Consider the following 26,259-nt stretch of genomic DNA (forward strand, 5'->3'; position numbering starts at 1 on the left):
CGAGCCCCCTCCCGGCCGGGAGGGGGCTCGCCGCGTCTCGAGGTGCGTCTAGCGGCGGGCGGCCCAGCGGACGATCGCCAGGACCAGGGCCACGGCGGTGGCGACGGCCATGGTGGGGAAGCCGCGGATGAGCACCGTCGCGAGCGTCGGCAGGGCGAAGCTCGCCGACGGCGCGAGGCCGATGTTGACCAGCGCGACCGCCACGAACACCAGCGGCGGGGCGACGACGACCGTGAGCAGGTCGCGGCGGCGGACCAGCAGCGTGCCGACGGCGGCGGCCGCGACCAGCGTGACGAGGGTCAGCGTGCCCAGGCCCGTGCCGAGGAACGAGTCGACGGCGCCCCCGGCGAGGGTGATGACGAAGACGCCGAGGACGACGAGCAGGCCGCGCATCCGGCTCCCCTGGGTCGGCTCCGCGGCGGCCCGCCCGGCCGCACGCGCGCCGGCACGGGTGCCGTGGGCGCGGGGCGGCGCCGCGGGCTCGGGACGCTCGGCGAGCGGGTGGACGCCCGGGTGGGAGACGCTCTGCTGCGCGGGGCGCGCGATCGGGGAACGGGACACGGGCCGGGCCTCGACGGGCGGACGCGCCGGGACGGCACTGCGGCCGGCGCCGCGGTCACCGGGGCGGCTGCGCGGCGGGGGCGGCGGCACCGGCGGGAGGCCCATGCGCATCGAGCGGTCCGGGCCGGTGGCGTCGGGACGCCCCGCCCGCGGGCCGGCGTGGGGGCGCGGCGCGCCCACCCCGCTGCCCCGCCAGGTGTCGGCAGTGCTCGCCGAGGCCATGGCGTACCTCCCCGTCCGGCGTCCTGGCCCCTCCGGGCCGCTGTCGGTCCTCACGGTAGCGACGGCGGGCCACCCGCTGGGGGAGTTGCCGGTCTCGACGCGCGACAGGTCGCCGTGTCGATTTGGCAACTCTCGATGACCCGCGGGGTCGGTGTGACGGGCGTGGCCCCCGGGCCGGGCGGGACGGCCCGGTCTGGACGCCGCTCAGCGCCCCTCGGGCAGCCGCCAGCGCAGCGGGGGAGCGGCGTCGGCGTCGGCAACGTCGGCCGCATCGTCGGGGAGGGGCAGGTCCTCACCGGCCGGCCGCAGCTGCCGGACCACCGCCTCCACCTCCGCCGGGGCGGGCACCGGCGTCTCGCCGACGCCGAGGTCGTCGAAGCGGCGGGCGGCGGCGAGCACGGAGCGCTCGTAGGAGCCGACCGTCTCGTTGTAGCGGGTCAGCGTCGAGCCCAGTGCCGAGCCCAGGCGGGTGAGGTGGCCCGACAGCGTGGTGAGCCGGGCGTGCAGGCGGCGGCCGGTCTCGATGACCTGGTCGGCGTCGCGGGCCAGGCGCTCCTGCCGCCAGGAGTGCGCCACCGTGCGCAGCAGCGCGAGCAGCGTGCTCGGGGTGGCGATGACGACGTCGCGGCCGAAGCCGTACTCGAGCAGGCCGGGCTCGGCCTCCAGCGCCGTGGTGAGGAACCCGTCGGAGGGGACGAACAGCACGGTGAACGGCGCGGCCGGGCGGAACGCGGTGGGGTAGCGGCGCTGGGCGAGGGCGTCGACGTGGGCGCGCAGCTGCCGGGCGTGCGCGGCGACCCGCTGCACCCGCACCGTCTCCTCGGTCGCCTGGGTGGCCTCGATGTAGCCGGTGAAGGGGACCTTCGCGTCCACGACCACCTGCCGGCCGTCGGCGAGGGTGACCACGAGGTCGGGCCGGACGCCGGCGCCCTCGTCGTTGGTCGACGACGGCTGCTCGACGAAGTCGCAGTGCTCGAGCAGGCCGGCCACCTCGACCACCCGGCGCAGCTGGATCTCGCCCCAGCGGCCGCGGACGTGCGGCGTGCGCAGCGCGGTGACCAGCGCCGCGGTCTCCTGGCGCAGCATCGCGCTGGTCTGCCCGACGGTGCCCATCTGCTCGCGCAGCTCGCCGTGCGCGGTGGCCCGGGCCTGCTCCATGCCGGCGAGCAGCCGGTGCAGGTGGTCCAGCGACTCGTGCAGCGGGTCGAGCCCGGACTCGGCCGGGCGGCGGCGGGCCAGCAGCGCGACCACCCCGAGGGTCACGGCCGCCCCCACCAGCACCCCGAGGAGCAGGCCGAGCAGGAGGGAGGCAGCGTCCACGGACAGCAGGGTGCAACACGCCACCGACAACCCGTGGGAGGCGGCTCCGTCCCGCTCCTTCCTCAGGCGTCGACGGGGACCGGGGCGTGCGCCGCCTCGTGGTCGAGCAGCCAGCGCTTGACCGGCGTGCCCCAGCGGAACCCGCCCAGGCCGCCGTCGGAGCCGAGCACCCGGTGGCACGGGACGAACAGCGCGGCGGCGTTGCGGGCGCACGCGTTGGCCGCCGCCCGCACCGCCGAGGGCCGGCCGCAGCGGGCGGCGAACTCGGCGTAGGTGTCCGGCTGCCCCGGCGGCACGGTGCGCAGCACCTCCCAGGCGTCCTCGAGGAACGGCCCGGAGCGCTGCCGGACGGGGACGGCGTCGATCGCGCCGACGTCGCCGGCGGCGTGCGCCTCCACGACGTCGAGGACCGGCAGGTGCTCCACCCGCTCGACCCAGGTGGGCCGCAGCGCGCGGTGCACGACGGGCAGCAGCTCGGCGACGTCGCCGGTCCACCCGGCGGCGAGGACGACGTCGCCGCCGTCGGGCCCGGGTGTGACGACGACGGTGAAGGGACCGGGCGGGGTGGCCACGGTCGCGTAGCGGGCGGACGGGGTCATGACGCACTCCGATCGGCGGGGGAGCGGGTGAACAGTGTGGGCGCCGCGAGCGCCCAGAGGTGCATCGCGGCGTACGAGCGCCAGGGCCGCCAGCGGGTGGCGGCCTCGGTGTCGGAGCTGCCGAGGGCGGCGAGGGCGCGGCGCAGCGCGAGGTCACCGGGCAACCACACGTCGGGGTCGCCGAGGCCGCGCATCACCACGAGCGCCGCCGTCCACGGCCCGATGCCGGGCAGCGCCAGCAGGTCGCGGGCGGCCGCCTCGCGGTCGCAGCCGGGGTCGAGGACCACCCGCCCGTCGGCGAGCGCGGCGGCCAGGCCGCCCAGCGTGCGGCGGCGGGTGCCGGTCAGGCCGACGGCGGACAGGTCGGCGCCGGCCAGGGCCTCCGGGCGCGGGAAGGCGTGCGTGAGCGTGCCGACCGGCTCGGGCAGCGGCGTCCCGGCCAGCGTCAGCACCCGCGCGGTGAGCGTGCGGGCACCGGCCACCGACACCTGCTGGCCGAGCACCGCCCGCGCCGCCGCCTCCGGGGCGTCGGGGGAAGCCGGCACCCGGCGGCCCGGGGCGACGGCGACCAGCGGCGCCACCGCCGGGTCGGCGCCGAGGACCTCGTCGACGGCGGCGGGGTCGGCGTCGAGGTCGAGCAGCCGCCGGCAGCGGGGGACGGCGGCGCGCAGGTCGCGCAGGTCGGTCAGCAGCAGCCGGGCGGTCACCGCGGCACCGCCGTCGGCGGCGGGGGACAGCCGGACGACGCCGGGGCCCGCGGGCAGGTCGAGGACGCGGGAGAACGTCGTCCCGTCCCACTCCTCGAGGCCGGGGACGGCGTGCGCGCCGAGGAAGTGCAGCACCTCGGCGGCGTCGAACGGGGCGCGGGCGGCCAGCCGCAGGGTCAGCCAGCCCGGCGTCCCGCCGACCGTGCCCGGCCGGCGGCTGCGCAGCTCGGTCGGGGTGCAGGCGAAGACCTCGCGGACGGTGTCGTTGAACTGCCGGATGCTGGCGAACCCGGCGGCGAAGGCGACGTCGGCCATCGGCAGGTCCGTGGTCTCGATCAGCACCCGCGCGGTCTGCGCACGCTGGGCGCGGGCCACGGCCAGCGGTCCGACGCCGAGCTCCCCGACCAGCAGGCGGTGCACCTGCCGCTCGGAGTAGCCGAGCCGGGCGGCCAGCCCGGGCACGCCGGTGCGCTCGACCTCGCCGTCGGCGATCAGCCGCATGGCCCGGGCGACGACGTCGGCGCGCACGTCCCACTCGGGCGAGCCGGGGACGGCGTCGGGCCGGCAGCGGCGGCAGGCGCGGTAGCCCGCGGCCTGGGCGCCGGCGGCGGTGCCGAAGAAGGAGACGTTGGCGGCCGCCGGCGTGCGCGCCGGGCACGAGGGGCGGCAGTAGATGCCGGTGGTGCGCACCGCGGTGAAGAACCAGCCGTCGAACCGGGCGTCGCGGCTGGCGACCGCGCGGTAGCAGCGTTCGGCGTCGAGGGGGGAGAGCACGACCCCGAGCATGGCACCGGGGACGGTCGGGGACTGGCGGTTTCCGGACGCGGCCGTGGGCCTCCTCTGGGCCCACGGGGGATCTCCGCGGCCCGTCGTCCGTTGGCCGGGGTGTGCAGACGCCGGAGGCCGCCCCGCCCCGGCAGCGGCAGGTGGCGGCCCTCGTCGTCGGCGTCCTGGTGCTGCTCGCGGCGTTCCTCGTGGTGCGCCAGGTGACGACGCCGCCGCGGTCGGCGGACTGCGCGGCCGCGGAGCCCGGGGTGCGGGTCGACCCGGCCGCGGTGCCGGACGGGCCGGTCGCCGGGTACGGCGCCGAGCAGCTGGCCAACGCGGCGGCGATCGTGAACGCGGCCGAGGCGCTGGGCCTGGACACCTGCGCCCAGGTCATCGGGGTCATGACGGCGATGGGCGAGTCCTCGCTGCTGGTGCTGGACCGCGGCGACGCCGCCGGACCCGACTCGCGGGGGCTGTTCCAGCAGCGCGACAACGGCGCCTGGGGCTCCTACGAGGACCGGATGGACCCGGCCACCAGCGCCACCAACTTCTTCCTGGCGCTGCAGGAGGTCCCGGACTGGCAGTCGCTGCCGCCGACGATCGCCGCGCACCGCACCCAGCGCAACGCCGACCCGTTCCACTACCAGCGCTGGTGGGACGACGCCGTCGAGGTGGTGGGCGCGCTGGCCGGCCGGCCGGTCCTGGCTCCGCGTCCCTGACCCGTCGTCCACCGGACGGTGGACGACGGACCCACCGCGAGGCCGTCCCGGGCAGCCGGTCGCGCCGAGAGGCTCGAGGCCATGACAGCGATCGAGACCGCGCCGCCCCCTGCGGCGCACGGGTACGGGACGGCGGTCCGCGTCCGCGGGCTGGTGAAGCGGTACGGCGGGCGGGCGGTGGTCGACGGCGTCGACCTCGACGTCCGGCGCGGCGAGGTCTTCGCCCTGCTCGGCCCGAACGGCGCGGGCAAGACGACGACCGTCGAGGTCCTGGAGGGCGTGCGCCGCCGCGACGGCGGGGAGGTCGCCGTCCTCGGCGAGGACCCCGCCCGCGCCGGCCGGGCGTGGCGGGACCGCCTCGGCGTCGTCGGCCAGACCACCGGGGCCGGCACCGCGCTGACCGTGCGGGAGACCCTCGACCACTTCGCCGACTACCACGCGACGCCGGTGCCGACCGGCGGGCTGCTGGCCGACGTCGGGCTCGCCGACGCCGCCGGCACCCGGGTGGACCGGCTCTCCGGCGGGCAGCGGCGGCGGCTGGAGGTGGCCCTCGGCGTGCAGGGCCGGCCGGAGCTGCTGTTCCTCGACGAGCCGACGACCGGCATGGACCCGGTGGCCCGCCGGCAGTTCTGGACGCTGGTCGAGGGCCTGCGCGACCGCGGCACCACGGTGCTGCTCACCACGCACTACCTCGACGAGGCCGCGCACCTGGCCGACCGGGTCGGCGTCATCAGCGCCGGCCGGCTGGTCGAGGTGGCCCCGCCGGCGGAGCTCGGCGCCGCCCTGCGCCGCGAGGCCACCGTGCGCTGGACCGAGGACGGCCGCGGCCGCGAGGTGGTCACGGCGACTCCCGCGGCCGTGCTGCGCGACCTGCTCGCCGCCGCCCCGCACGGCGAGGTGCCCGACCTGACCGTCACCCGCCCCGGCCTGGAGGACGTCTACCTCCGGCTGGTCGCCACCGCCGAGGGGGAGCCCCGATGACCGCCACCGTCCCCCGTCCGGCGCCGCCGTCGGCCGCCGCGATCGGGCTGGCCCGCGTCGGCCTGGAACTGCGGCTGTTCGCCCGCGACCCCGGCCAGGTCGTGTTCTCCTTCGCCTACCCGGTGATCATGCTGGCGATCTTCGGGGCGGTGTTCGGCGACGAGGTGGTCGTGCCCGGCGTCGGGTTCCGCCAGTACTTCCTCGCCGGCATCGCCGCCACCGGCGTCATGCTGACCAGCTTCCAGGCGGTCGGCACCGCCGTCGCCGAGGAGCGCGAGCGCGGCGACCTCGCCCGGCTGCAGACGCTCGGCACCCCGGCCCTGGCCTACGCGATCGGCAAGGCCGGCCAGGTGGTGACGACGACCGCCGTCCAGCTGGCGCTGCTGCTCGCGGTGGCCGCGACCGCCTACGACGTCCCGCTGCCCACCGACCCGGCGCGCTGGCTGACCTTCGCCTGGGTCGTCGTGCTCGGCATCCTCGCGGGCACCGTCCTCGGCCTGGCGGTGGCCGCGTTCGTCGGCAGCGCCCGGTCGGCCGGGACCGGCATCCCCGCCTTCGCCGTCGTCCTGCAGTTCGTCTCGGGCGTGTTCTTCATCGGCTCGGACCTGCCGGACCTGATGGACCGGATCGCGGCGCTGTTCCCGCTGAAGTGGCTGGTGCAGGGCATGCGGTCGGTGTTCCTGCCCGACGCGGCCGCCGTCGCCGAGCAGGCCGGCGGCTGGGAGCACGGGAGGACTGCCCTCGTGCTGGCCGCATGGGTGATCATCGGCGCCGTGGTGTGCGCCCGGACCTTCCGCTGGCGCCGGACGACGTGAGCCTGACCCGCCGCCTGGCCGCCGCCGTCGTCCCGCCGCGGGACGACGGCGGCGAGCCGCTGCCCGAGCGCGGCTGGCGGGCCACCGTCACCGGCGTGCACGTGATCTCCGCCGTGGTGTGGGGCCTGGCCGTGGTGTCGGCGACCGCCGGGGACGCCGTCGACGACGACCGGCGCGCGGCGGCGCTGGCGGTGCTGGGCGGGCTGGCCGTCGCGTACGCCGTCCTCGGCGTCCCCGCGATCGGCCGGGGGGCGCGGCGGCGGGCGGTGGCCTACCTGCTCGTGCTGGTCACCGCGTTCGCCCTGCTCGGCTGGGTGGCGCCGGGGCTGCTGTTCCTGCTCTTCCTCGCCTACCCGCAGGTCTGGTTCGCCGTCCAGGGGACCCTCACCGGCGTCACGTGGACGCTGCTGCTCGGGCTGGCCAGCGCGGCCGGCCCGGTGCTGTCGGCCGCGACCGGCGGTCCCGGCCGCAGCGCCGCCGACGTGCTGCTCGAGACCGGCATCGGCATCGGCTTCAGCCTGGCGCTCGGCGTCTGGATCAGCCGCGTGCTGCACGAGAGCGCCGAGCGCGCGTCGCTGATCGCGCAGCTGGAGGCGACGCGGTCGGAGCTCGCGGCCGCCGAGCGCGAGCGCGGCGTGCTGGCCGAGCGGGAGCGGCTGGCGCAGGAGGTGCACGACACCCTGGCGCAGGGCTACACGTCGATCGTGGTGCAGGCGCAGACCGCGGCGGCGCTGCTGGACACCGAGCCCGGGGCCGTCCGCGAGCGGCTGGCGGTGATCGAGGAGGTCGCCCGCGACAACCTCGCCGAGGCGCGGGCGGTGGTCGCGGCGTTCCGGCCGGTGGCGCTGGACGGCTCGACGCTGGTGGAGGCGCTGGAGCACCTCGCGGGCCGGTTCGCCCGCGAGACCGGGCTGCCGGTGCGGGTGGACACGCAGGCGCTGGACGGGGGGACCGGGTTGCGCACCGACGAGGAGGTCGTGCTGCTGCGCGGGGCGCAGGAGGCGCTGACCAACGTCCGCCGGCACGCGGGCGCCACGGCGGTGGTGCTGCGGCTGGCGCGGGTCGGCGGGCAGGTGTCGGTGCACGTCGAGGACGACGGCGTGGGCTTCGACCCGTCGTCGGTGGCGGTGTCCGGGCTCGACGGCCTGCGCGGGCGGGTGGCGCAGGTCGGCGGCGAGGTCGACGTCGCCTCGGCGCCGGGCGCGGGCACCCGGGTCACCGTGCGGGTGCCCGGCCCGTGATCCGCGTGCTCGTGGTCGACGACCACCCGGTGGTGCGCGGCGGGCTGGTGGGCTGGCTGGCCGCGCAGCCCGACCTCGACGTCGTCGGGGAGGCCGGTGACGGGCAGGAGGCCCTGGCGCAGGTCGCCGCGACGCGGCCCGACGTCGTCCTCATGGACCTGCGGATGCCGCGGATGGACGGCGTCACCGCGATCGAGCGGCTGGCCGTCACGCACCCCGGCGTCCGGGTGCTGGTGCTCACCACCTACGACACCGACGCCGACATCGTGCGCGCCGTCGCCGCCGGGGCGACCGGCTACCTCCTCAAGGACGCGCCGCTGCCGCAGCTGGCCGACGCCGTCCGCGCGGCCGCCCGCGGGGAGACCGTGCTCGCGCCGCCGGTGGCCGCCCGCCTGGTGTCCCGCATGCGGGCGCCCGCGGCGGAGGAGCCGACCCCGCGGGAGCTCGAGGTGCTCGCCGGGGTGGCGCGCGGGCTGACCAACGCCGAGATCGGCCGCGAGCTGTACATCGGCGAGGCCACGGTGAAGACCCACCTGCTGCGGGTGTTCGCCAAGCTCGGCGTCGACGACCGCACCCGCGCGGTGATGGTCGCCGTCGAGCGCGGCCTGCTCCCCGGCCCCGGCACGCGCTGACCCGGGACCGCCGCCGTCCTCACGGGGGGCCGGGCCCGCTGCCCGGCGTCACCGGTCGGTCGTCGCGAGGTCGCCGTCGCCGGTGAGGTGGGGCAGGCGCACCAGTTCGAGCACCGCGTGGGCGGGGCTGCCGGGCGGGGCGAGCAGCCGCAGGCGTTGCTGCTGGGCGGCGAACTGGTCCCGCATCCGGTGCAGGACCTGCACTCCGGCGCTGGCCAGGTGGGTGACCTCGGTGAGGTCGACGGTCAGCGGGAGGACCCCGCCGCGGGAGGTCCCCGACAGGGCGCGGGCGCACTCCTCGGCGGTGACGACGTCGACCGCCCCGCGGACCCGCAGCCGCGGGTGGCCGTCGATGTGCTCGGCGTCGACGGCGAACGCCGGCCGGGGGACGGGCGCGGCCGGGAGCGCGTCGGTGCCGGGGCCGAGCACGGCGGGCCGGTGCAGCCGCTGCCGGAGCACCACCGTGCCGTCGGGGGCGTCGGCGTGCGGCGGGTGGTGCACCTCGAGGGAGTCGACCAGCCGCTCGGCGAGCAGCGGTCCCCGACCCCGGTGGGTGACCGCCGGGTCGGGCGGACGCCAGCTGCCCCGGTCGCCGACCCGGCACTCGAGGACGCCGTCGGCGCTCAGCGCCGCCTGCAGCCGGACCGGCCCGGGCCGCCCGGGTGGGTAGGCGTGGTCGACGGCGTTCGCGACCGCCTCCCACACGGCCAGCTCCAGCGCCACGCGGTCGCTCTCGGCCGGGTCGAGGGCGTCGAGCCACTCGTCGAAGCCGACCCGCAGCGGCCGCAGGCCCGCCCGGGTGGTCGGCGCCTGCAGGTCCAGGGGGCCGGACGGGGGTGGGCAGGCGGTGGGCGGCCAGGACGGTGACGTCGTCGGCGTAGCCGTGCCACCGGGTGTGACAGCGACGCGGTCAGGCCCAGCCCCACCCGCCCCGGCCCCGCCCACGCCGGAACCGGCGGCACCACCCTCAACAAGGTGGTCGCGGGCACGAGCAGGGGGTCAGGGGCCGCCCCATGGAGCGGTCAGCCGGCGGCGTCGAGGAGGGCCTGGCCGGCGTCGCTGCGCCAGTAGAGGACCTCGCGCCCCGACCGGCGGCGTTCGAGCAGGCCGGCGTCGAGCAGCACCCGCAGGTGCCCGCCGACGCTGCCCAGCGGCAGGCCCGTCCCCGCGACCAGCGCGCTGGTGCTGCGCGGCGCGTCGAGGGAGGTGAGGACGCGCGCGCGGTTGCGGCCGAGCAGGCGGACCAGCGGCTCGGGCAGGGGAGCGGGGCCCGCCGCCAGCGTGCCGGTGACCGGGTAGACGACCGCGTAGGTGTCCGGCAGCCGCCAGCTCACCCAGCCGCCGCGGCTGTGCGCGGCGATGAACAGCAGGTCGCGGCCGCGGACGTCGCGCGGCGGGTACGGGTGCGGGTTGACCTGCAGCCGGCCGTCCCGGAGCCAGCGGACCCCGGGCGCGATGCCGTCGAGCGCGCCGGACCAGCCCTCCCGGCTCAGCCGGGCGGTCCGCGCGACGACGTCGGCCCGCAGCACCCGCAGCCGCCGTGGCCACTCGTCGCGGATCGTGTGCTCCCACGTCCAGCGCAGCAGGTCGGCGGCGGTGCGGGCGAGGCCCGCGCCGTGCAGCGCGGGCGGCACCGGCCCGGTGGCCACCTCGAGGTCGGCGCGCACGGCGTCGTCGCCGAGGGACTCGAGGAACGCCAGCTCCTCGTCGAGCGTGAGGTCGGGTGCGGCCGGCGGCACGGTGAGGAAGTCGGCGGTCCAGGTGGCGCCGAACGCGGCGCGCAGCAGGGCGGCGCCGACCGGGTCGGCGTCCAGGCGGTCGCGCAGCGCGGCGGCGTGGGTGTCCCGCCAGGGGCGGTGCCACGGCGGGACCTGGTCGGCGAGCAGCAGCCGCAGCCCGGCGAGGGTCTCGGTGAGCTGCGAGGTGCCGAAGCGGGCGCGCGCCATGACGTCGGCGTCGACGATGAACTCACCCACCTTTCGACCGTAGGCGAAAGTGTGGGACGGCGGCGCCCCGCACCGCACGGTCCGGACGTGCTCACCTACCGGGCGCTGTTCGCCCACGCCGAGTTCCGGGCGCTGTGGACCGGCAGCGCGCTCACGACGACGGCCGCGACGACGTCGTCGCTGGCGCTGGCCACGCTGGTGCACCGGCAGACCGGCTCGGCGCTGCTCACGGCCGTGGCGATGTTCGGCCCGTCGGCGGCGCAGGCCCTCGGCGCGACGACGCTCATGTCGGCCGCGGACGCCGGCCCGCCGCGGCGCACGCTGGTGCTCGTCGGGGTTGTGTCCACCGCGGCGCTGGGCCTGCAGGCGCTGCCGGGCCTCGACCCCGCGGTGCGGCTGCTGCTCGTCGTCGCCACGGCCTACGTGGTCTCGGTCGGGTCGGGGGCGCGCTGGGGGTTGCTGTCGGAGCTGGTGCCCGCCGGGGCGTTCCCGCTGGCCCGGTCGACGATGAACGTCGCGGGCGGCGCCTTCCAGGTGGTCGGCTTCGCGGCCGGCGGCCTGCTGCTCACCGCCCTGACGACGACGCAGGTGTTCGTGCTGGCCGCGGCCGTGTCCGCCGCCGCCGTGCCGGTGCTGCGGTTCGGGCTGGCCGAGCGGCCGCCGCGCCGGCGGGGGCGGGCCGGTCTGGCCGAGACGCTGCGCGGCAACCGTCTGCTGCTGTCGCGGCGGGACACGCGGACGCTGCTCGTGGCGCTGTGCGTCCCGAACGGGCTGGTGGTCGGCTGCGAGGCGCTGTTCGTGCCGTACGCGGGGGAGCGGGGCGGCTGGCTGCTGGCGGCGGGCGCCGTCGGCATGATGGCCGGTGACCTGGTGGTCGGGCGGTTCCTGACCCCGGCAGGTCGGCGGCGGTCGAACACCGCCCTGCGGCTGATGCTGGCCGCGCCGTTCCTCGCCTTCGCGTTCGGGCCGTCCGTGCCGGTCGCCGTCGTGCTGGTGGCCCTCGCCTCGGCCGGCTACGCCGCGTCGCTCGCGCAGCAGGAGTGGCTGGTCGCGCTCACGCCGCCCGACTTGCGGGGTCAGGTGCTCGGCGTCGAGTCCGCGACGCGGATGACCGGGCAGGGGGTGTTCGCGGTGCTGGCCGGGGCGCTGAGCGACGCCGTCGCGCCGGGGGCCGCGATGGCGGTGTTCGCGGCGGCGTCGGTGGCCGTGTCCCTCGCGCTGACGCCGGGGCTCCGGCGGGTGGCCGGCCGGGCGGCCGCTGTGGAGGCGCGTCCTGACGGGGTCCCCCACCGGGTGTGAGAAGTCGGACGTGATCGGCGGGACGGGCCCGGCTGATGATCTCGTTCGGGGCGACCGTCACCGGCCGACGTTGATCTGTGAATGGGCGCCTGACCTGGGGATTCATGCTGTGGGAGGTTGCCGGATCCACTAGACTTCGATCATGTGTTCGGGTGAGCTGGGCAGTGGGGACGTCCTCGACGACGTCGCCGCGCTGCTCGCCGAGCGCAACCGGATCGACGCACGGCTGGCCCGCCGGGTCCGTGATGCGGAGAACCAGCAGGCGCCCGAGCGGGACGGACTCAAGTCGATGGCCTCCTGGCTGCGCGGGCACGGCCGGCTCTCGGCCGCGGAGGCTTCGCGACTGGTGCGAAACGGCCGCGCCCTGGAGCACCTGCCGGCGCTGGCCGAGGCGCACGCCGCCGGGCTGGTGTCGGCCGAGCAGGTCGCGGTCGCGGCGAAGGCGGTGACCCCCGAACGTCTCACCGCCGCTACAGCCGCCGGGGTGGACCTGGCGGTCATCGACGCGGTGCTCACCGGCATGGCGGTCGAGCGCGCGCACGCCGACCTCGTCCAGGTGGTGCAGCACTACTGCGACGACCTCGACCCCGACGGGCCCGAGCCCGATCCGACCGAGGGCCGGTCGCTGACGCTGGCCAGGCACGCCGACGGCTCGCTCTCCATCCGCGGGCACCTGGACGCGGTGGGCGGAGAGAAGCTGCAGACCGCGCTGGAGGCGCACGTGCAGGCCGACCGCCCCGCGGGGACGACCGCACCCGCGCCCAGCGCCTCGGGGATGCGCTGGTCCAGGTCGCCGACAACGTGCTCGCCGCTGGGACACTGCCGACGCTGCGCGGCCACAAGCCGCAGATCGCAGTCGTCATCGATGTCGAGGACCTGGTCGACCCGGCCGGGAGTCCCAACGCCGGGCGGTTGGGGTTCGGCGCCACCATCTCCGCCGCTCGCGCCCGCTGGCTGGCCTGCGACGGCGCCGTCAGCCGGGTGGTGTTCGGCCCCGACGGCGCACCCCTCGACCTGGGCCGCGAGCAGCGACTGATGAGCCGCCACATCCGCCGCGCCGCCGAGCTCCGCGACGGTGGCTGCGTGTTCGCCGGCTGCGGCGCCCCGACCTGGTGGTGCGACATCCACCACCTGGTCCACTGGATCGACGGCGGCGCGACCTCGCTGGAGAACTCGGCACTGCTGTGCGAACGCCATCACGCGAAGGTCCACCACGGCTTCCGCGTCGAACGACAACCGACCGGCACCTGGCGCACCTACCGACCCGACGGCACCGAGATCACCACCCCGGCGCCGCTGCTCGCCCCCGCGGCGTGACCGCGCCCCGGGGAGCGACGGCGGTGTCCGCGGCGACGTCGCGGGAGGTGACGTGGGTCACAGGTGACTACGCTCGCGCAGCACCCGGACCGCACCCGGAGGTGCCCCATGGACGCCGGTGTCGACACGCTGCAGAAGGCCCTGCAGATCAACCTGGACCTGCGCTGGTACGGCACGATCGCCGAGATCGGGGCCGGGCAGGAGGTCGCCCGCTGGTTCTTCCGCGCCGGGGGTGCGGCGGGCACGGTGGCCAAGTCGATGTCGGCCTATGACATGGCGGTCAGCGACGCCGTCTACGGCAAGGCCGACCGCTACGTCTCCAAGGGCCGCCTGCAGGCGATGCTCGACCGCGAGTTCCAGCTCAACGTCGACCGGCTCGGCGACCAGCGCGGCGACGACACGTCGTTCTTCGCCTTCGCCGACACGGTCGTAGCCCGCAGCTACCGCGGCGGCAACGAGTGCCACGGCTGGATGGGCGTGAAGTTCCAGGCCCACCCGCGCGACGAACCCAGCCAGGTGGTCGTCCACGTGCGGATGCTCGACGACGAGGCGCCGCAGCAGCAGGAGGCGCTCGGCGTCGTCGGCGTCAACCTGCTGCACGCCGCCTTCTTCCAGCACCACGAGCCCGACCGCCTGGTGGAGAGCCTGCTCGACCGGCTGACCACCGGCCGGATCGAGATCGACCTGCTGGAGATGAGCGGCATCGAGTTCCGGATGGTCGACAACCGGGTCATGGCGCTCAAGCTCGTGCAGGTCGGGCTCTCCGGCGCGGCCATGTTCGGCCCCGACCGGAAGGTGCTGCAGCCCAGCGAGGCGCTGCGCAAGAAGGCGATCCTGGTCGAGCGCGGCAGCTTCCGCCCGCCGACGGTGGTCAACCTCGACATGCTCGAGGCGGCCCGCACCGCCTTCGAGCGGGACCCGGCGGTCGCTGAGCGCGAGGTGCTCGTCCTCGCCGAGCTCACCATGGCCAACCTGCGCGCCGGTGGGGACGTCGTCGACCGGCGGGACTTCCTCGCCCGGGCCGACCTGCTGGCCGCCTGCGGTCTGCCGGTGCTGATCTCGGACTACCTGGCCCACCACCGGCTCGCCGCCTACCTGGCCTGGCGCACCGACGGCCGGATCGGCATGGTCATGGGGCTGCCCAGCCTGCTGGAGCTGTTCGACGAGGACCGGCACGCCGGGCTGCCCGGAGGCATCCTCGAGAGCTTCGGCCGGCTGTTCAAGAACGAGCTGCGGCTGTTCGTCTACCCGATGCTGCGCGAGGGCCAGGTGGTCACCGTCGACACCCTGGAGGTGACCGACCAGCTGAGGCCGCTGTTCGACTACCTCAACCGCCGCGGCAGCTTCGTCGGGCTCGACCACAAGCCCGACCACCTGCCGATCCTCAGCCGGGACGTGCTCCGGCGGATCCCGACCGAGGACACCGGCTGGGAGGCGATGGTGCCGCCCGAGGTGGCCGCGCTGATCAAGAAGCGCGGCTTCTTCGGCTACGACCGCTCGCGCTGAGCCCTCCTCAGGCGCTGCGCTCCGCGACCACGGGCGCGGCGGCCGCGGCGAGGGCCCGGTCGACCAGCGCGAGCAGCCGGCGGCTGACCTCGGGCCGGCGCTCCAGCTGCACCATGTGCCCGGCGCCCGGGTAGACGGCGAGCTCGGCGGTGGGCAGCGCGGCGGCGAGCGTCCGGCTGTGCTCGACGGGGCACAGCCGGTCGGCGTCGCCGACGGCCACCAGCGCCGGGACCTCCGCCAGCGCCTCGAGCGCCGCGGCGCGGTCGTGGTCGGAGAAGGTGGGCAGGAAGGCGGCCACCGTCTCGGCCGAGCAGGCGCGGTGCACCTCGGTCGCCGCCCGGACGTCGGCGGGGTCGGCCGCGGCGCTGAAGATCAGCCACATGTCGGCCTTCCCGACCGCTCGGGGCTTGCCGGCCTGCTCGGCCCGGACCGCCCGCTCGTTGAGCCCCGGCAGCGCCCGCTTGACGACCTTCGCCACCGGCCCGGGCAGCCCCCAGGTCACCGCGTCCAAGCCGCCGGAGCTGGTGCCGACGAACGCGACGCCGACGACGCGGTCGCCGAACAGCTCGGGCCGCTGCTCGGCCAGCGCCATGAGCGTCATGCCGCCCATCGAGTGGCCGCCGAGCACGACCGGCCCGTCGGGGGCGACCGCGTCGAGCACCCGGGCGAGGTCGCGGGCGAGCTGCTCGATGGTGGCGCGGTCCCGCGGCGTCGAGCCCGAGGCGCCGTGGCCGCGGTGGTCGTAGGTGACCACCCGCAGGTCGGGGCGGGCCTCCAGCAGGTCGCGGACCTGGCCGGCCCACAACCGCGAGGACTGCACGTAGCCGTGTGCGAGGACGACGGTCGCCGTCGGCCGCTCGGCGCCGAACTCCTCGACGTGCAGGTCGACGCCGTCCTCGGTGGTCACGGTCCGGACGCGGCCCCGCAGCGGGGGCGCCGGCTCGGGCGTGGGGGTGTCGCCGGGACGGGCGGCGCGGCGGCGGGCGACGACGGCCCCGGCGGCGAGGACGGCGAGACCGGCGGCGGCGGTGGAGGTGCGCATGGGGGTCGGGAGCTCCGGGGTCGGGCGGGGAGGGGGAGTCAGGCGGGGACGGGGACGCGGGGGGCCGCGCGCAGCTCGTACGCGTCGGCGTCGAACCGCTGCATCTCCCGCATGAACGTGTACGTGTGCGTCGGCCACAGGGTGAAGTTGCGGCCCTGCTCGTCGCGGTACCAGGAGCGGCAGCCGCCGGCGTTCCACACGGTGTCGGTGAGCTCGGCCTGCAGCCGGGCGTCGTAGGCGTCCTGGGCCGAGCGGCGGACCTCCAGCGCGCCGGCGCCGGTCTCCCGCATCCGCTCCAGCGCCGCGACGACGTAGCCGATCTGCGCCTCGATCATCAGGACGACGGAGGTGTGGCCGAGCGCGGTGTTCGGGCCGAGCAGCAGGAACAGGTTGGGGAACCCGGCCACGGTGGTGCCGCGGTGCGCGCGGACGCCGTCGCGGTCCCACTCCTCGCGCAGGGTGCGCCCCTCGCGGCCGACCAGCCGGTGCCCGAGCGGGATGTCCATGGCCCGGAAGCCGGTGCCGTAGACGACGACGTCGACCTCGTGCTCGGTGCCGTCGGCGTCGACCACCGCGTGCGGGCGCACCTCGGCCACCGGCGAGGCGACCACCTCGACGTTCGGCTGGGTGAGCGACCGCAGGTAGTCGTCGCTGACGATCACCCGCTTGCAGCCGATGGCGTAGTCCGGGGTGAGCTTGGCGCGCAGCCCCGGGTCGGGCACCTGCTGCTCGAGGAACGCCAGCGCCTGCTTGGTGACGAAGCCGCGCAGCCGGCCGCCGCCGGTCCACACGCCCAGCCGGGCCTCCCGCGCCAGGTACTGCCCGCCCCGGGCCAGCCGGAGCAGCGCCGGCACGCGCGCCCACAGCCGGTGCTCGCGCTCGGTGTAGGCACGGTCCTGCCGCGGCACCACCCACGGCGGCGTCCGCTGGAACACGACCACCTGCGCCGCCACCTTCTGCAGCTCCGGCACGAACTGCGCCGCCGAGGCGCCGGTGCCGACGACGGCGACCCGCTTGCCCGCCAGGTCGACCGAGTGGTCCCAGCGGGCGGAGTGGAACGACGGGCCGGTGAACGTCCCGATGCCCGGCACGTCGGGCAGGTGCGGCTCGACCAGGCCGCCGGCGCCGCTCACCACGACGTCGGCGGTGAGGCGGCCGCGCGAGGTCTCCAGGTGCCAGACCAGCGCGTCGTCGTCCCACCGGCCGGAGACGACGTCCGTGTCGCAGTACAGGCGCGGCAGCACGCCGTACCGGGCGGCGACGTCCTCCAGGTACGCGCGGATCTCCGGCTGCCGCGAGTAGACGTGCGACCAGTCCCGCTTGGGCGCGAAGGAGAACGAGTAGAGGTGGCTCGGGACGTCGCACGCGGCGCCCGGGTACTCGTTGTCGCGCCAGGTGCCGCCGAGGCTGTCGGCCCGCTCCAGGACGACGAAGTCGTCGATGCCGGCGCGCTGCAGGGCGACGGCGGTGCCGATGCCGGAGAAGCCGCTGCCGACGATCGCCACCCTCGTGTGGGCGGGCAGCGGGCCGGTGGCAGTGGCGTGTCGCGACGTCGTCGTCAGGGTCACAGGGCCTCCAGGTCTCGGTGGTGTGACGAGCGTCGCACGTGTTCCACCCGGAGCCGACAGGGACCCGCCGCTCGTCGTCCGCGCTCCGGGCGGCCCCGTAGGCTGGACTCCCGTGAGTCTCACCATCGGGATCGTCGGGCTGCCCAACGTCGGCAAGTCGACGCTGTTCAACGCGCTGACCAAGAACGACGTCCTGGCGGCCAACTACCCCTTCGCCACCATCGAGCCGAACGTCGGCGTCGTCGGCGTGCCCGACGAGCGGCTGGGGAAGCTGGGCGAGCTGTTCGCCTCGCAGAAGGTCGTCCCGGCGACGGTGTCGTTCGTGGACATCGCCGGCATCGTGCGCGGCGCCAGCGAGGGGCAGGGGCTGGGCAACAAGTTCCTCGCCAACATCCGCGAGAGCGACGCGATCTGCCAGGTGATCCGCGTGTTCAGCGACCCCGACGTCGTGCACGTCGAGGGCAAGGTCGACCCGGCCGACGACATCGAGACGATCAACACCGAGCTCGTCCTCGCCGACCTGCAGACGCTGGAGAAGGCCGTCCCGCGGTTGGAGAAGGAGGCGCGCAAGGACAAGGAGCGGGCGGCGCTGCTGTCGGCCGCGCAGTCCGCCGTCGAGGTCCTGAACACCGGCAAGACGCTGTTCGCCGCCGGGGTGGACCCCGCGCCGCTGCGCGAGCTGACGCTGCTGACGACCAAGCCGTTCCTCTACGTCTTCAACGTCGACGCCGACGAGCTGGCCAACGAGGAGCTCATCGCCGAGCTGCGGGCACTGGTCGCGCCGGCCGAGGCGATCCTGCTCGACGCCAAGACCGAGGCCGAGCTCGCCGAGCTGCCCGCCGAGGAGGCCGCCGAGCTGCTGGAGTCGATCGGGCAGAGCGAGCCGGGCCTGGACCAGCTGGCCAGGGTCGGCTTCCGCACCCTCGGCCTGCAGACCTACCTGACGGCGGGCCCCAAGGAGGCGCGCGCCTGGACCATCCCGGTCGGCGCCACCGCCCCGCAGGCGGCCGGCGTCATCCACACCGACTTCCAGCGCGGCTTCATCAAGGCCGAGGTCGTCTCCTACGACCAGCTCGTGGAGGCCGGCTCGATGCCCGAGGCCCGCTCCCGCGGCTGGGTCCGCATCGAGGGCAAGGACTACGTCATGCAGGACGGCGACGTCGTGGAGTTCCGCTTCAACGTGTGATCCCCGGCCGTGGCCGGTCGCCCTCACTGCCTCGACGCGACCTCGCGTCCGTGCACGGTGACGGCGTAGACCACGACGACGTCGAAGGCGATCACCAGCACCGACCAGAACGGGTAGGCCGGCAGGAACAGCAGGTGCACGAGCGCGCTGAGCCCGGCGAACGCGACCGCCAGGACGCGCGCCACGCGGTTGCCCCGCATGAGACCGGCGCCGACGAGGATGCCGACCACCCCGAGGACGAGGTGCACCCAGCCCCAGACGGCGTAGTCCGCGTCGACGAACAGCGCCTCGGCCCGCACGACGTAGAACTCCTCGCTGACAAGCGCGGTGACGCCCTCCATCACCGCGAACAGGCCCGTCAGCACCAGCAGGACCCCGGCGAAGAGGATCCACGAGGCCCAGCCCGTGGGCCGCTCGTCGGAGCCGTAGGCGCCGACGTGCGCCTCGGCCTGCCAGTTCGCCTCCGGCCGACTCGTCTGGAAGGCGCCGGTCATGGAGCCCACCCCCTCCCTCGCGGGATCGTCCCGCCCGGTGCAGCAGCCTGACCGCCGACGCGGGCGGCCGCCTCACACCGGGCGGACGATGCGCCGGTGGGACCTTCGCTGGTGGCGGCGACGTCCGTCGCCCGTGGTGGCCACCGGCGGCCGGGCCCGCAGCCCGCGGCCGGGGCCGCAGGGGAGAGGTGGTCGGTGATGCGACCCGGTACGGCGATCGTGCTCCTGGCCCTCGGCGCGATCCTGGCGTTCGCGGTCACGGTCGACGTCAGCGGTGTGGACCTGCGGGTGGTCGGCTGGAGCCTCATGGCCGTCGGCGCGCTCGGGATCGTCCTCGAGGTGGCGCTGTTCGCGCCGCGGCGGCGCCGGGTCACCCGGACGGACGCGTACGGCACCGCGCCCGACGGCGGCCCGGTCCGGCGCACCCACACCGACGAGACCTTCTGACCCCCGCCGTCACCGCCGGAGGTCGGCGGGCTCGTCCAGGCGGCCGAGCTTGTGCGGGTTGCGCGTCGCGTACATCCGGGAGATCCGGCCGTCCTCGATGAGGAAGGTGATCGCCGTGTCGAACGGGCCGCCCCCGTCGATCCGCGCGGCGACCGTGCCGTTGACCAGCGGCGTCGTGATCCCCACGCCGGGCGCGAACTCGGCGAAGCGGGCGAGCGCCCGGGCGACCCGCAACCGGCCGGTCACCGGGCGCAGCGCCGCAGGAGCCAGCCCGCCGCTGTCGGCCACCACGACGACGTCGGGTGCGAGCACGTCGAGCAGTCCCTCGATGTCGCCCGCGGTCACCGCGGCGAGGAACCGGTCGACCACCCGCTGCTGCTCGGCGCGGCTGACCGCCGTCCGCGGGCGGCGCGCGGCCACGTGCTCCCGCGCCCGGTGCGCGATCTGCCGCACCGCGGCGCCGCTCTTGCCCACCGCCTCGGCGATCTCGTCGTAGGGCACGTCGAACACCTCGTGCAGCACGAGGACCGCGCGCTCGGTCGGCGGCAGCGTCTCCAGCACGGTGAGCATCGCGATCGACACGCTCTCCGCCAGCTCGACGTCCTCGGCGACGTCGGGGCTGGTCAGCAGCGGCTCGGGCAGCCACTCGCCGACGTAGTCCTCGCGGCGGCGGGCCACGGTGCGCATCCGGTTGAGCGCCTGGCGGGTGACGATCCGCACCAGGTAGGCCCGCGGGTCGCGCACCGCCGCCCGGTCCGCCTCCGCCCACCGCAGCCAGGTCTCCTGCACCACGTCGTCGGCGTCGGCGGCGGAGCCGAGCATCTCGTAGGCGACGGTGAACAGCAGGCCGCGGTGGGCGACGAACGGGTCCTCGGTCATGCCGTGGCGACGCCGTCCGCCGACGGGGCCGCCAGCGGCGGCAGGCCGCAGGACGCCGAGAACTCCTGCGACCGGATGCCGAGGGCCACGTTGGTGCGCGCGCTGGAGTTCATGAAGGCGATCCTGGCGGTCAGCTCCACCAGGGCGGCCGGTCCCAGCTCGTCCAGCAGCGCGGCCGACAGCTCGTCGGTCACGGCCGGCGGGGTCTGGCTCATCGCCTCGGCGTACTCCATAACCCGCCGCTCCAGCGGGGTGAAGACGGCGGACTCGCGCCAGCGCGGCACCTCCCGGACCTTGGCCTCGTCGAGCCCGCGGCCGTTGGCCAGGAAGTGGTGCAGGTCCAGGCAGAAGCCGCAGCCGACCGTGGCGGCCGCGGACATGGCCGCGAACGTCGCGAGGTGCGGGTCCAGCCGGTTCCAGGAGTCGACCTTGCGGCCGAAGGCCATCGAGTCCTTGAGCACCGCCGGGTGGTGCCACAGGACCCCGGCGCCCTCGGGCACCTGCCCGAGCACCCGCCGGCTCATCGTCTTCAGCAGGGCCCCGTACAGGCCGGTGATCTCGGTCGCGGGGACCCGGGTGCTGCCCGCCATGTCTCCTCCAGGGTGTGCGGTGGCGTCGACATGGAGACACCGGCCGCGCCCCGCGTGTGACACCCCGGAGGAGACGGGGCGAGCAGCCTCCCGGCTACTGGCCGGACTTGGCGGGCGGGATCAGCGGGTCCGGCACCGGGCCGGCCGTCCCCCCGGTCGTCCGCGTGTCCGCGGCCGGGGTGGTCGGCGTCTCGACGTCGGCGTCCTCGAGGACGAACGCCTCGGCGACCGTCGGCGGGGTCGGGGGGACCACCGCGTCGGCGTTGCTGCCCGCAGCCAGCGTCCCGGCGTCGACGGTGCCACCGCTCGTGCCACCGCTCATGCCACCGCCCGTGCTGCTGCCCCCGGACGCCTGGCCGGTGAGCTTGTCGATGCTCCCCTGCAGCGGGGCGGGCGCGGCCTCGCGGGCCTTCTCCAGCGTCTGCTGCACCTCCGGCCGGCCCAGCAGGTCCCGCGCCGTCTTCGCGATCTGCTCGTACCGCTCGCGTCCGGCCCGTGCACCCAGCACGAAGCCGACCCCGAGGCCCAGTCCCAACGACAGCTTGCCCATGTCCGTCCTCCCTCTGGTCGGTCGCTCCCGCCGCCGCTACCCAGGTGGAGGCGAGCCAACCCGTGGACGCCCTCGCACCGGCCCGGCTCCTTGCGGCCGGTCCGGACGACTGCCACGGTGCCGTCGGCCACGCTGCCGTCGGCCGAGGGACCGGAGGTGCGGGTGGACGGGCAGGTCGCCGGGACTGCTGCACCGCCGCGGGCGTCCCGGCTGCGGTTCCTCGTCGCGGTGACCGCCGGCGTGCTCACCGGGGCCTTCGCCGCCTGGGCCTACCACGACGACCTCCTCCGCCCGCTGTCGCACACCTTCGGGCTGTGGACCACCACGGTCGCCCTGCTCAGCGCCCGGCAGCCGCGCCTGCGGGCCGTCGTGATCTCGTCCCTGGCGCTGGCGGCCGCGGTGCCGGCCTTCTACGTCGGCAAGGACGTCGTCCACGGCATCGAGTACCCGGGGATGCCGTACGCGGTGGATCCCGGCCAGGTCGCGCAGTGGCTGGTCCTCGCCGGGGTGGCGGGAGTCGTGCTGGGCGCCGTCTTCGCCGGCATCGGCACCGGGGGCCGCGCGGGCTCGGTCGGCGCGGCGGCCGCCGTCGGGCTGCTCGTGGCCGACGCGTACCGGCGCGCCTCCTCGTACCCGGGCGAGGCCCCGGTCGTCGTCGGGTTCGCGGTCCTGGGGGTCCTCGCCGTCCTGGTCGTGGCCGTCCGGGCCCCGTGTCAGCTGCCGGGCATCGCCGCCTGGACGGTGCCGGCGGTGCTGGGCGGGCTCGTGCTGGTGTCCGCGCCCGACCTCCTCGAGCAGCTCCTGCTGACCGGCGGCCCCTGAGGTCACGCCGGCACGGGCGCCCGCTGCGGGCTGAGCGCCTCGAGCGCGGCGTCCAGCTCGGCCACCGGCCGCCCCGGGGGCAGGACGACGACGGGCAGTTCGGCGCCGGCCGCGCGCCAGGCGTCGAGCGCGGTCGCCGCGGTGCCGGCGTCGCCGTGCAGCAGGAGCTCGTCGACCAGCACGTCCGCGCCCGGCGGCACCTCGCCGGGCCCGGCGGCCAGCACCGCGTCGACGGCGGCACCGAGACCGGCGCGGCGCATCGTCCTCGGGTAGAGCGGGCCCATCGCCGTCAGGTAGGTGGTCAGCCACCACGACGCCGTCGCCCGGGCGACCGCCGGGTCGTCGGCCACCGCCACCGGGATGCCGGGGCTGACCAGCGGCACCGGACGGCCCGCGCCCGCGGCACCCTCGCGCAGCAGGGCGAGGCCCGCCGCGAGGCCGGACCGGGGGAGCAGGAACGGGTACCAGGCGTCGGCCACCTCCCCGGCCAGCCGCACGGCGGCGGGACCGAGCGCGGCCAGGTGCACGGGGAGGTACGGACGCGGCGGCATGGCCAGCCGCAGCGGCCGCTGCCCGCCCGGCCTCGACGGCGTCACGCGCTCGCCGGCCAGCAGCGCACGCACCTGCCGGGTGACCGCGCCGAGGCGGGCGACCGGTGCGGTGAACGGCTCGTCGTGCAGGCCCTCGGCCAGTTGCGGCGAGCCCGCGCCCAGGCCGAGGACGAACCGGCCGCCGGACAGGGTGTCCAGTGACGACGCGAGCATCGCCAGGTGCGCCGGGCTGCGCCCCCACACGTTCAGCACGCCGGTGCCGAGCCGGATCCGCCGGGTCCGCGTGGCGATGGCGGCGAGCAGCACCGGCGCGTCGTGCGCCCAGCCCTCGGCCAGCAGGAACGCCTCGTAGCCCAGCTCCTCCGCGCGGTCGGCGAGGTGCAGGACGACGTCGGGTCGGGTCTCCATCGGGGTCACGCCGACGGCGAGCCGCCGGGTCGGTGCGGTCATGGTGCAGCCCTCCTCGTGCTTGCCGGGAGCCGGTCCGCGTCTGGTCGCGCTCCCGGGGCCGCCGCTAGGGTCGGCCGGACCCGTTGCAGTCCGCTTGCAGGCGAGGCAGCGATGACCGGTGCGACGCACCTGCACTTCCGGGTCCTCGGCCCGCTGCAGGTCGAGGACGGCTCCGGGCCGGTCGCGGTCGGCGGGCACAAGCCGCGCACCCTGCTCGCGGCGCTGCTGGTCGCCCGCGGCGAGGTGGTGCCGGCCGACCGGCTGCTCGCCGCGGTCTGGGGCGACGCCCCGCCCGACGGCGCGGTCACCGCGATGCGCGCCTACGTCTCCCGGCTGCGCGGCGTCCTCGGCGACGCCGCCCCGCTGCGGCACCGCCCGCCCGGCTACTGCCTGGACCTCGACGGCGCGACGCTGGACGCCGCCGAGTTCGAGCAGCGGGTCCGCACCGCCCGCGCGGCCGCCGCGGCGGGCGACTCCGCGCGGGCGCTGGCCGACCTCGACGCCGCGCTGGCGCTGTGGCGGGGCGACGCGCTCGCCGAGTTCGCCGACGACGACTTCGCCGCCGCGGAGGCCGCCCGGCTGACCGAGCTGCGCACCGGCGCCGCCGCCGACCGCGCCGACGCGCTGGTCGAGCTCGGCCGCGCCGCCGAGGCGGTGCCCGAGCTCGAGGCGCTGGTGCGCCGCCACCCGACGTGGGAGCGGCCGGCGGTGGCGTTGATGCGGGCGCGGTACGCCACCGGGCACCAGGCCGACGCGCTCGCCGCCTTCCACGAGCTGCGCGCCCGCCTCGACGACGAGCTGGGGGTGGAACCCGCCGCGCCGGCCCGGGAGCTGTACCGGCGGATCCTCGTGCACGACCCCGCCCTGGCCGCGCGGCCGCCGCCGGGCAACCTGCCCCGCCGGGCCAGCGGGTTCGTCGGCCGGGAGTCCGAGGTCGCGCGGGTCCTGGACGCGCTGCAGGCGGGCCCGCTGGTGACGCTGACCGGCGTCGGCGGGACGGGGAAGTCCCGGCTCGCGGTGGAGGTCGCCGCCCGGGACCGGGCGCGGTTCGACGACGGCGTGTGGCTGTGCGAGCTCGCCGCCCTGCCCGACGGCAGCCCGGTCGGGGACGCCGTCGCCGCGGCGCTGCGCATCCGGCAGCGGTCGGGGCTGTCGGTCGAGGAGACCGTGCTCGACTACCTGCGCGCGCGGTCGCTGCTGCTCGTCGTCGACAACTGCGAGCACGTGCTGCCGCACGCCGCGGCGCTCGTCGCCGAGGTGGTGCAGCGCTGCCCGCGCGTGGTGGTGCTGGCGACCAGCCGGGAGCCCCTCGGCGTCGACGGCGAGCAGGTGTGGCCGGTGCCGCCGCTGCCACTGGCGGACGCCACCGCGCTGTTCGTCCAGCGCGCCCGCGCCGCGACGCCGGACTTCCGCCTCGACCCCGCGGCCGCCGACGCCGTCGCCGCCATCTGCAGCCGCGTCGACGGCCTGCCGCTGGGCATCGAGCTGGCCGCAGCCCGGATGCGGGTGATGAGCCCGGGTGAGGTGGCCGCCCGGCTGGAGGACGCCCCGCTGCTCGGCGGCGGGCGCGGGCCGGTGCCCCGGCACCAGAGCCTGGTGGCCGCGATCGAGTGGTCCTACCGGCTGCTGCCCGAGGACGAGCAACGGCTGTTCCGCGGCATGTCGGTGTTCGCCGGCGGGGCCGACCTGCGCGCCGTGCACGCCGTCGCCGACCCCGACGCGACCGAGGACGACGTCCTCGACCGGCTGACCCGGCTGGTGGACCGGTCCATGGTCGTCGCCCGCAGCGGGGTGCACAGCCGCTACGGACTGCTGGAGACCCTGCGGGCCTACGGCCGGTCGCAGGCGGCGGCCGCGGGTGAGTCCGCGGAGCTGGCCCGGCGGCACGTCGCCCACCACGTCGACTACGCCGAGCGGGCCGGGGCGGGGCTGCAGGGACCGGACGAGCGGGCGTGGGCGGAGGAGGCCCTCGGCGTCTACGACGACCTGCGCGCCGCGTTCACCCGCGCCGCCGCCGACCGGGAGTGGGACCTGGCCGTGCGGCTGGTCGCGGCCGTGCCCGAGCTGGTGCACCTGCGGGTCGGCTACGAGGCGTACGCCTGGGCCGAGCAGCTGCTGCCCGTCGTGGACCCCGGCCACCCGCTGTACCCGGCCGCCGTGGGCGCGGCCGCCCGGGGCGCGTGGAACCGCGGCGACTTCGCGCACGCCCGGGCCACGGCCCGCCTCGCCGGCGGCCGGCTGCCACTGCCCGGCACCGCCCGCATCGCCCACCCGGGCGACGTGCTCGCCGACGTCGCGCTCTACGAGGGCGACTCCGGGACCGCGCTGGCGCACTACACGGCCGAGGCGGAGCGGGCCCGGGCCGACGGCGACCGGATCCGGCTGGTGTGGACGCTCTACTACGTCGCCGTGTGCCAGGCGGTGCGCCGCCGCCCGGAGGAGGGGCTGGCCGCCGCCCGGGAGAGCCTGGACGTCGCCGAGGCCACCGCCAACCCGACGGCGCAGTCCATGGCCCGCTACGCCCTCGGCCTGGTGCTCAAGAAGTCCGATCCCGACCGGGCGCTGGCGCTGTTCGACGAGGCGGGTGCGCTGGCCGCGGCCGTGCACAACTTCTGGTGGCACGGCATCGCGCTGATGGAGGCGGCCGCGACCCGGGCGGTGCACGGCGACCCGGCGGCGGCCGCCCGCGCGCTGCTCACCGTCATCGACCACTGGGACCGGGTCGGTGACTCGACGCAGCAGTGGCTGGACCTGCGCTACGTCGCCCGGCTGCTGCAGCGGGTGGGCGCGGAGTCCGACGCCGCGGCCCTGCACGCGTGCCTGGTGGCGGCGGGCAAGCCCTCCCCGCTCGGCCCGCCCGCCGAGGGCGCGCCCGCCGGCGACCCCCGCTCCGCCGAGGCGGCGGCGGTCGCGCAGGCCCGCGCCGCCCTCGGCCGGGTCGCCGCCGGGGAGGCCGGTGCATGACCGGTGCATCCGCGGTGCACGCGGTCTGCAACCCGCCGGCACCAGCGTCGTCGGCACACCGCGGGGCCACCCCGCACCGACGA

The 26,259-nt window shown here is 76.7% G+C and carries 25 protein-coding genes and 1 pseudogene; 13 read left to right on the top strand and 13 right to left on the bottom strand.

Annotation, left to right across the window (positions count from 1 at the left end; all coding sequences use genetic code 11):
* Nucleotides 1-48 precede the first annotated feature (48 nt).
* The 4 genes from ACI796_RS19420 to ACI796_RS19435 form a co-directional block, all read right to left on the bottom strand.
* Nucleotides 49-783: a DUF6542 domain-containing protein gene (locus tag ACI796_RS19420; protein WP_456942859.1), complete on the bottom strand. Its 735-nt coding sequence runs from the start codon at nucleotides 781-783 to the stop codon at nucleotides 49-51.
* A 204-nt stretch (nucleotides 784-987) separates the two neighbouring features.
* Nucleotides 988-2,103: a DNA recombination protein RmuC gene (locus ACI796_RS19425; protein ID WP_456942860.1), complete on the bottom strand. Its 1,116-nt coding sequence runs from the start codon at nucleotides 2,101-2,103 to the stop codon at nucleotides 988-990.
* A gap of 62 nt (nucleotides 2,104-2,165) precedes the next feature.
* On the bottom strand, nucleotides 2,166-2,702 hold the full coding sequence (locus ACI796_RS19430; protein ID WP_456942861.1) for a methylated-DNA--[protein]-cysteine S-methyltransferase: 537 nt from the start codon (nucleotides 2,700-2,702) through the stop codon (nucleotides 2,166-2,168).
* Nucleotides 2,699-4,183, bottom strand: coding sequence for an AlkA N-terminal domain-containing protein (locus ACI796_RS19435; protein ID WP_456942862.1), 1,485 nt, complete (start codon nucleotides 4,181-4,183; stop codon nucleotides 2,699-2,701). The genes ACI796_RS19430 and ACI796_RS19435 overlap by 4 nt, the downstream gene beginning before the upstream one ends.
* Before the next feature lie 113 nt (nucleotides 4,184-4,296).
* On the opposite strand from ACI796_RS19435, the gene ACI796_RS19440 reads away from it, so the two are divergent.
* From ACI796_RS19440 to ACI796_RS19460, 5 genes are all read left to right on the top strand, one after another.
* The gene (locus ACI796_RS19440; RefSeq protein WP_456942863.1) at nucleotides 4,297-4,896 is read left to right on the top strand and encodes a hypothetical protein; all 600 of its coding nucleotides are present in this window, start codon (nucleotides 4,297-4,299) and stop codon (nucleotides 4,894-4,896) included.
* 81 nt (nucleotides 4,897-4,977) lie between these two features.
* Nucleotides 4,978-5,877, top strand: a complete 900-nt coding sequence (locus ACI796_RS19445; RefSeq protein WP_456942864.1) for an ABC transporter ATP-binding protein — start codon at nucleotides 4,978-4,980, stop codon at nucleotides 5,875-5,877.
* Nucleotides 5,874-6,692: an ABC transporter permease gene (locus tag ACI796_RS19450; RefSeq protein ID WP_456942865.1), complete on the top strand. Its 819-nt coding sequence runs from the start codon at nucleotides 5,874-5,876 to the stop codon at nucleotides 6,690-6,692. The genes ACI796_RS19445 and ACI796_RS19450 overlap by 4 nt, the downstream gene beginning before the upstream one ends.
* Nucleotides 6,689-7,933, top strand: a complete 1,245-nt coding sequence (locus tag ACI796_RS19455) for a sensor histidine kinase (protein ID WP_456942866.1) — start codon at nucleotides 6,689-6,691, stop codon at nucleotides 7,931-7,933. The genes ACI796_RS19450 and ACI796_RS19455 overlap by 4 nt, the downstream gene beginning before the upstream one ends.
* Nucleotides 7,930-8,565 (top strand): response regulator, encoded by a 636-nt coding sequence (locus ACI796_RS19460; protein WP_456942867.1) that lies wholly within the window; start codon nucleotides 7,930-7,932, stop codon nucleotides 8,563-8,565. Before ACI796_RS19455 ends, ACI796_RS19460 begins: the two co-directional genes overlap by 4 nt.
* 48 nt (nucleotides 8,566-8,613) lie before the next feature.
* Here the strand turns inward: ACI796_RS19460 and ACI796_RS19465 are convergent, their stop codons facing one another.
* A complete protein-coding gene (locus ACI796_RS19465) occupies nucleotides 8,614-9,510 on the bottom strand; it encodes an ATP-binding protein (RefSeq protein WP_456942868.1) in 897 nt (298 codons plus the stop codon).
* A 77-nt stretch (nucleotides 9,511-9,587) separates the two neighbouring features.
* Nucleotides 9,588-10,541 carry a helix-turn-helix domain-containing protein gene (locus tag ACI796_RS19470; protein WP_456942869.1) on the bottom strand — a complete coding sequence of 318 codons (954 nt, stop codon included), beginning with the start codon at nucleotides 10,539-10,541 and terminating at the stop codon, nucleotides 9,588-9,590.
* 57 nt (nucleotides 10,542-10,598) lie between these two features.
* Between ACI796_RS19470 and ACI796_RS19475 the strand changes: the two genes are divergently transcribed.
* From ACI796_RS19475 to ACI796_RS19490, 4 genes and pseudogenes are all read left to right on the top strand, one after another.
* Complete coding sequence (locus ACI796_RS19475; RefSeq protein WP_456942870.1) at nucleotides 10,599-11,810, top strand: hypothetical protein; 1,212 nt, start codon at nucleotides 10,599-10,601, stop codon at nucleotides 11,808-11,810.
* Between the two features lie 142 nt (nucleotides 11,811-11,952).
* Nucleotides 11,953-12,824: pseudogene (locus ACI796_RS19480) on the top strand (DUF222 domain-containing protein); the annotation flags it as partial.
* A gap of 21 nt (nucleotides 12,825-12,845) precedes the next feature.
* A complete protein-coding gene (locus tag ACI796_RS19485) occupies nucleotides 12,846-13,127 on the top strand; it encodes an HNH endonuclease signature motif containing protein (protein ID WP_456942916.1) in 282 nt (93 codons plus the stop codon).
* 108 nt (nucleotides 13,128-13,235) lie between these two features.
* On the top strand, nucleotides 13,236-14,633 hold the full coding sequence (locus ACI796_RS19490) for a TonB-dependent receptor (RefSeq protein ID WP_456942871.1): 1,398 nt from the start codon (nucleotides 13,236-13,238) through the stop codon (nucleotides 14,631-14,633).
* Nucleotides 14,634-14,640: 7 nt separating this feature from the next.
* On the opposite strand, the gene ACI796_RS19495 is transcribed toward ACI796_RS19490, so the two are convergent.
* Together ACI796_RS19495 and ACI796_RS19500 are read right to left on the bottom strand one after the other, a co-directional pair.
* Nucleotides 14,641-15,675, bottom strand: a complete 1,035-nt coding sequence (locus ACI796_RS19495) for an alpha/beta fold hydrolase (protein WP_456942872.1) — start codon at nucleotides 15,673-15,675, stop codon at nucleotides 14,641-14,643.
* A gap of 38 nt (nucleotides 15,676-15,713) precedes the next feature.
* On the bottom strand, nucleotides 15,714-17,243 hold the full coding sequence (locus ACI796_RS19500) for a flavin-containing monooxygenase (RefSeq protein WP_456942873.1): 1,530 nt from the start codon (nucleotides 17,241-17,243) through the stop codon (nucleotides 15,714-15,716).
* Between the two features lie 112 nt (nucleotides 17,244-17,355).
* On the opposite strand from ACI796_RS19500, the gene ychF reads away from it, so the two are divergent.
* On the top strand, nucleotides 17,356-18,429 hold the full coding sequence (ychF, locus tag ACI796_RS19505; protein ID WP_456942874.1) for a redox-regulated ATPase YchF: 1,074 nt from the start codon (nucleotides 17,356-17,358) through the stop codon (nucleotides 18,427-18,429).
* Between the two features lie 23 nt (nucleotides 18,430-18,452).
* Here ychF and ACI796_RS19510 read toward each other — a convergent pair whose 3' ends face one another.
* Nucleotides 18,453-18,923, bottom strand: a complete 471-nt coding sequence (locus tag ACI796_RS19510; RefSeq protein WP_456942875.1) for a DUF7144 family membrane protein — start codon at nucleotides 18,921-18,923, stop codon at nucleotides 18,453-18,455.
* 198 nt (nucleotides 18,924-19,121) lie between these two features.
* Between ACI796_RS19510 and ACI796_RS19515 the strand changes: the two genes are divergently transcribed.
* Complete coding sequence (locus ACI796_RS19515) at nucleotides 19,122-19,370, top strand: DUF6458 family protein (RefSeq protein ID WP_456942876.1); 249 nt, start codon at nucleotides 19,122-19,124, stop codon at nucleotides 19,368-19,370.
* A gap of 9 nt (nucleotides 19,371-19,379) precedes the next feature.
* On the opposite strand, the gene ACI796_RS19520 is transcribed toward ACI796_RS19515, so the two are convergent.
* The 3 genes from ACI796_RS19520 to ACI796_RS19530 all read right to left on the bottom strand — a co-directional run bounded on the left by ACI796_RS19520 (nucleotide 19,380) and on the right by ACI796_RS19530 (nucleotide 21,389).
* Complete coding sequence (locus ACI796_RS19520) at nucleotides 19,380-20,249, bottom strand: RNA polymerase sigma-70 factor (RefSeq protein WP_456942877.1); 870 nt, start codon at nucleotides 20,247-20,249, stop codon at nucleotides 19,380-19,382.
* Nucleotides 20,246-20,839, bottom strand: a complete 594-nt coding sequence (locus ACI796_RS19525; protein ID WP_456942878.1) for a carboxymuconolactone decarboxylase family protein — start codon at nucleotides 20,837-20,839, stop codon at nucleotides 20,246-20,248. The genes ACI796_RS19520 and ACI796_RS19525 overlap by 4 nt, the downstream gene beginning before the upstream one ends.
* 94 nt (nucleotides 20,840-20,933) lie before the next feature.
* Nucleotides 20,934-21,389: a hypothetical protein gene (locus ACI796_RS19530; RefSeq protein WP_456942879.1), complete on the bottom strand. Its 456-nt coding sequence runs from the start codon at nucleotides 21,387-21,389 to the stop codon at nucleotides 20,934-20,936.
* A gap of 117 nt (nucleotides 21,390-21,506) precedes the next feature.
* Between ACI796_RS19530 and ACI796_RS19535 the strand changes: the two genes are divergently transcribed.
* Nucleotides 21,507-22,211, top strand: a complete 705-nt coding sequence (locus ACI796_RS19535) for a hypothetical protein (protein WP_456942880.1) — start codon at nucleotides 21,507-21,509, stop codon at nucleotides 22,209-22,211.
* A 2-nt stretch (nucleotides 22,212-22,213) separates the two neighbouring features.
* Here ACI796_RS19535 and ACI796_RS19540 read toward each other — a convergent pair whose 3' ends face one another.
* Nucleotides 22,214-23,212 (bottom strand): LLM class flavin-dependent oxidoreductase, encoded by a 999-nt coding sequence (locus ACI796_RS19540; protein WP_456942881.1) that lies wholly within the window; start codon nucleotides 23,210-23,212, stop codon nucleotides 22,214-22,216.
* Nucleotides 23,213-23,323: 111 nt separating this feature from the next.
* Here ACI796_RS19540 and ACI796_RS19545 point away from each other — a divergent pair, with 111 nt between their 5' ends.
* Nucleotides 23,324-26,176 (top strand): AfsR/SARP family transcriptional regulator, encoded by a 2,853-nt coding sequence (locus ACI796_RS19545; RefSeq protein WP_456942882.1) that lies wholly within the window; start codon nucleotides 23,324-23,326, stop codon nucleotides 26,174-26,176.
* Nucleotides 26,177-26,259 lie beyond the last annotated feature (83 nt).

Source organism: Geodermatophilus sp. SYSU D00525 (assembly GCF_054050475.1).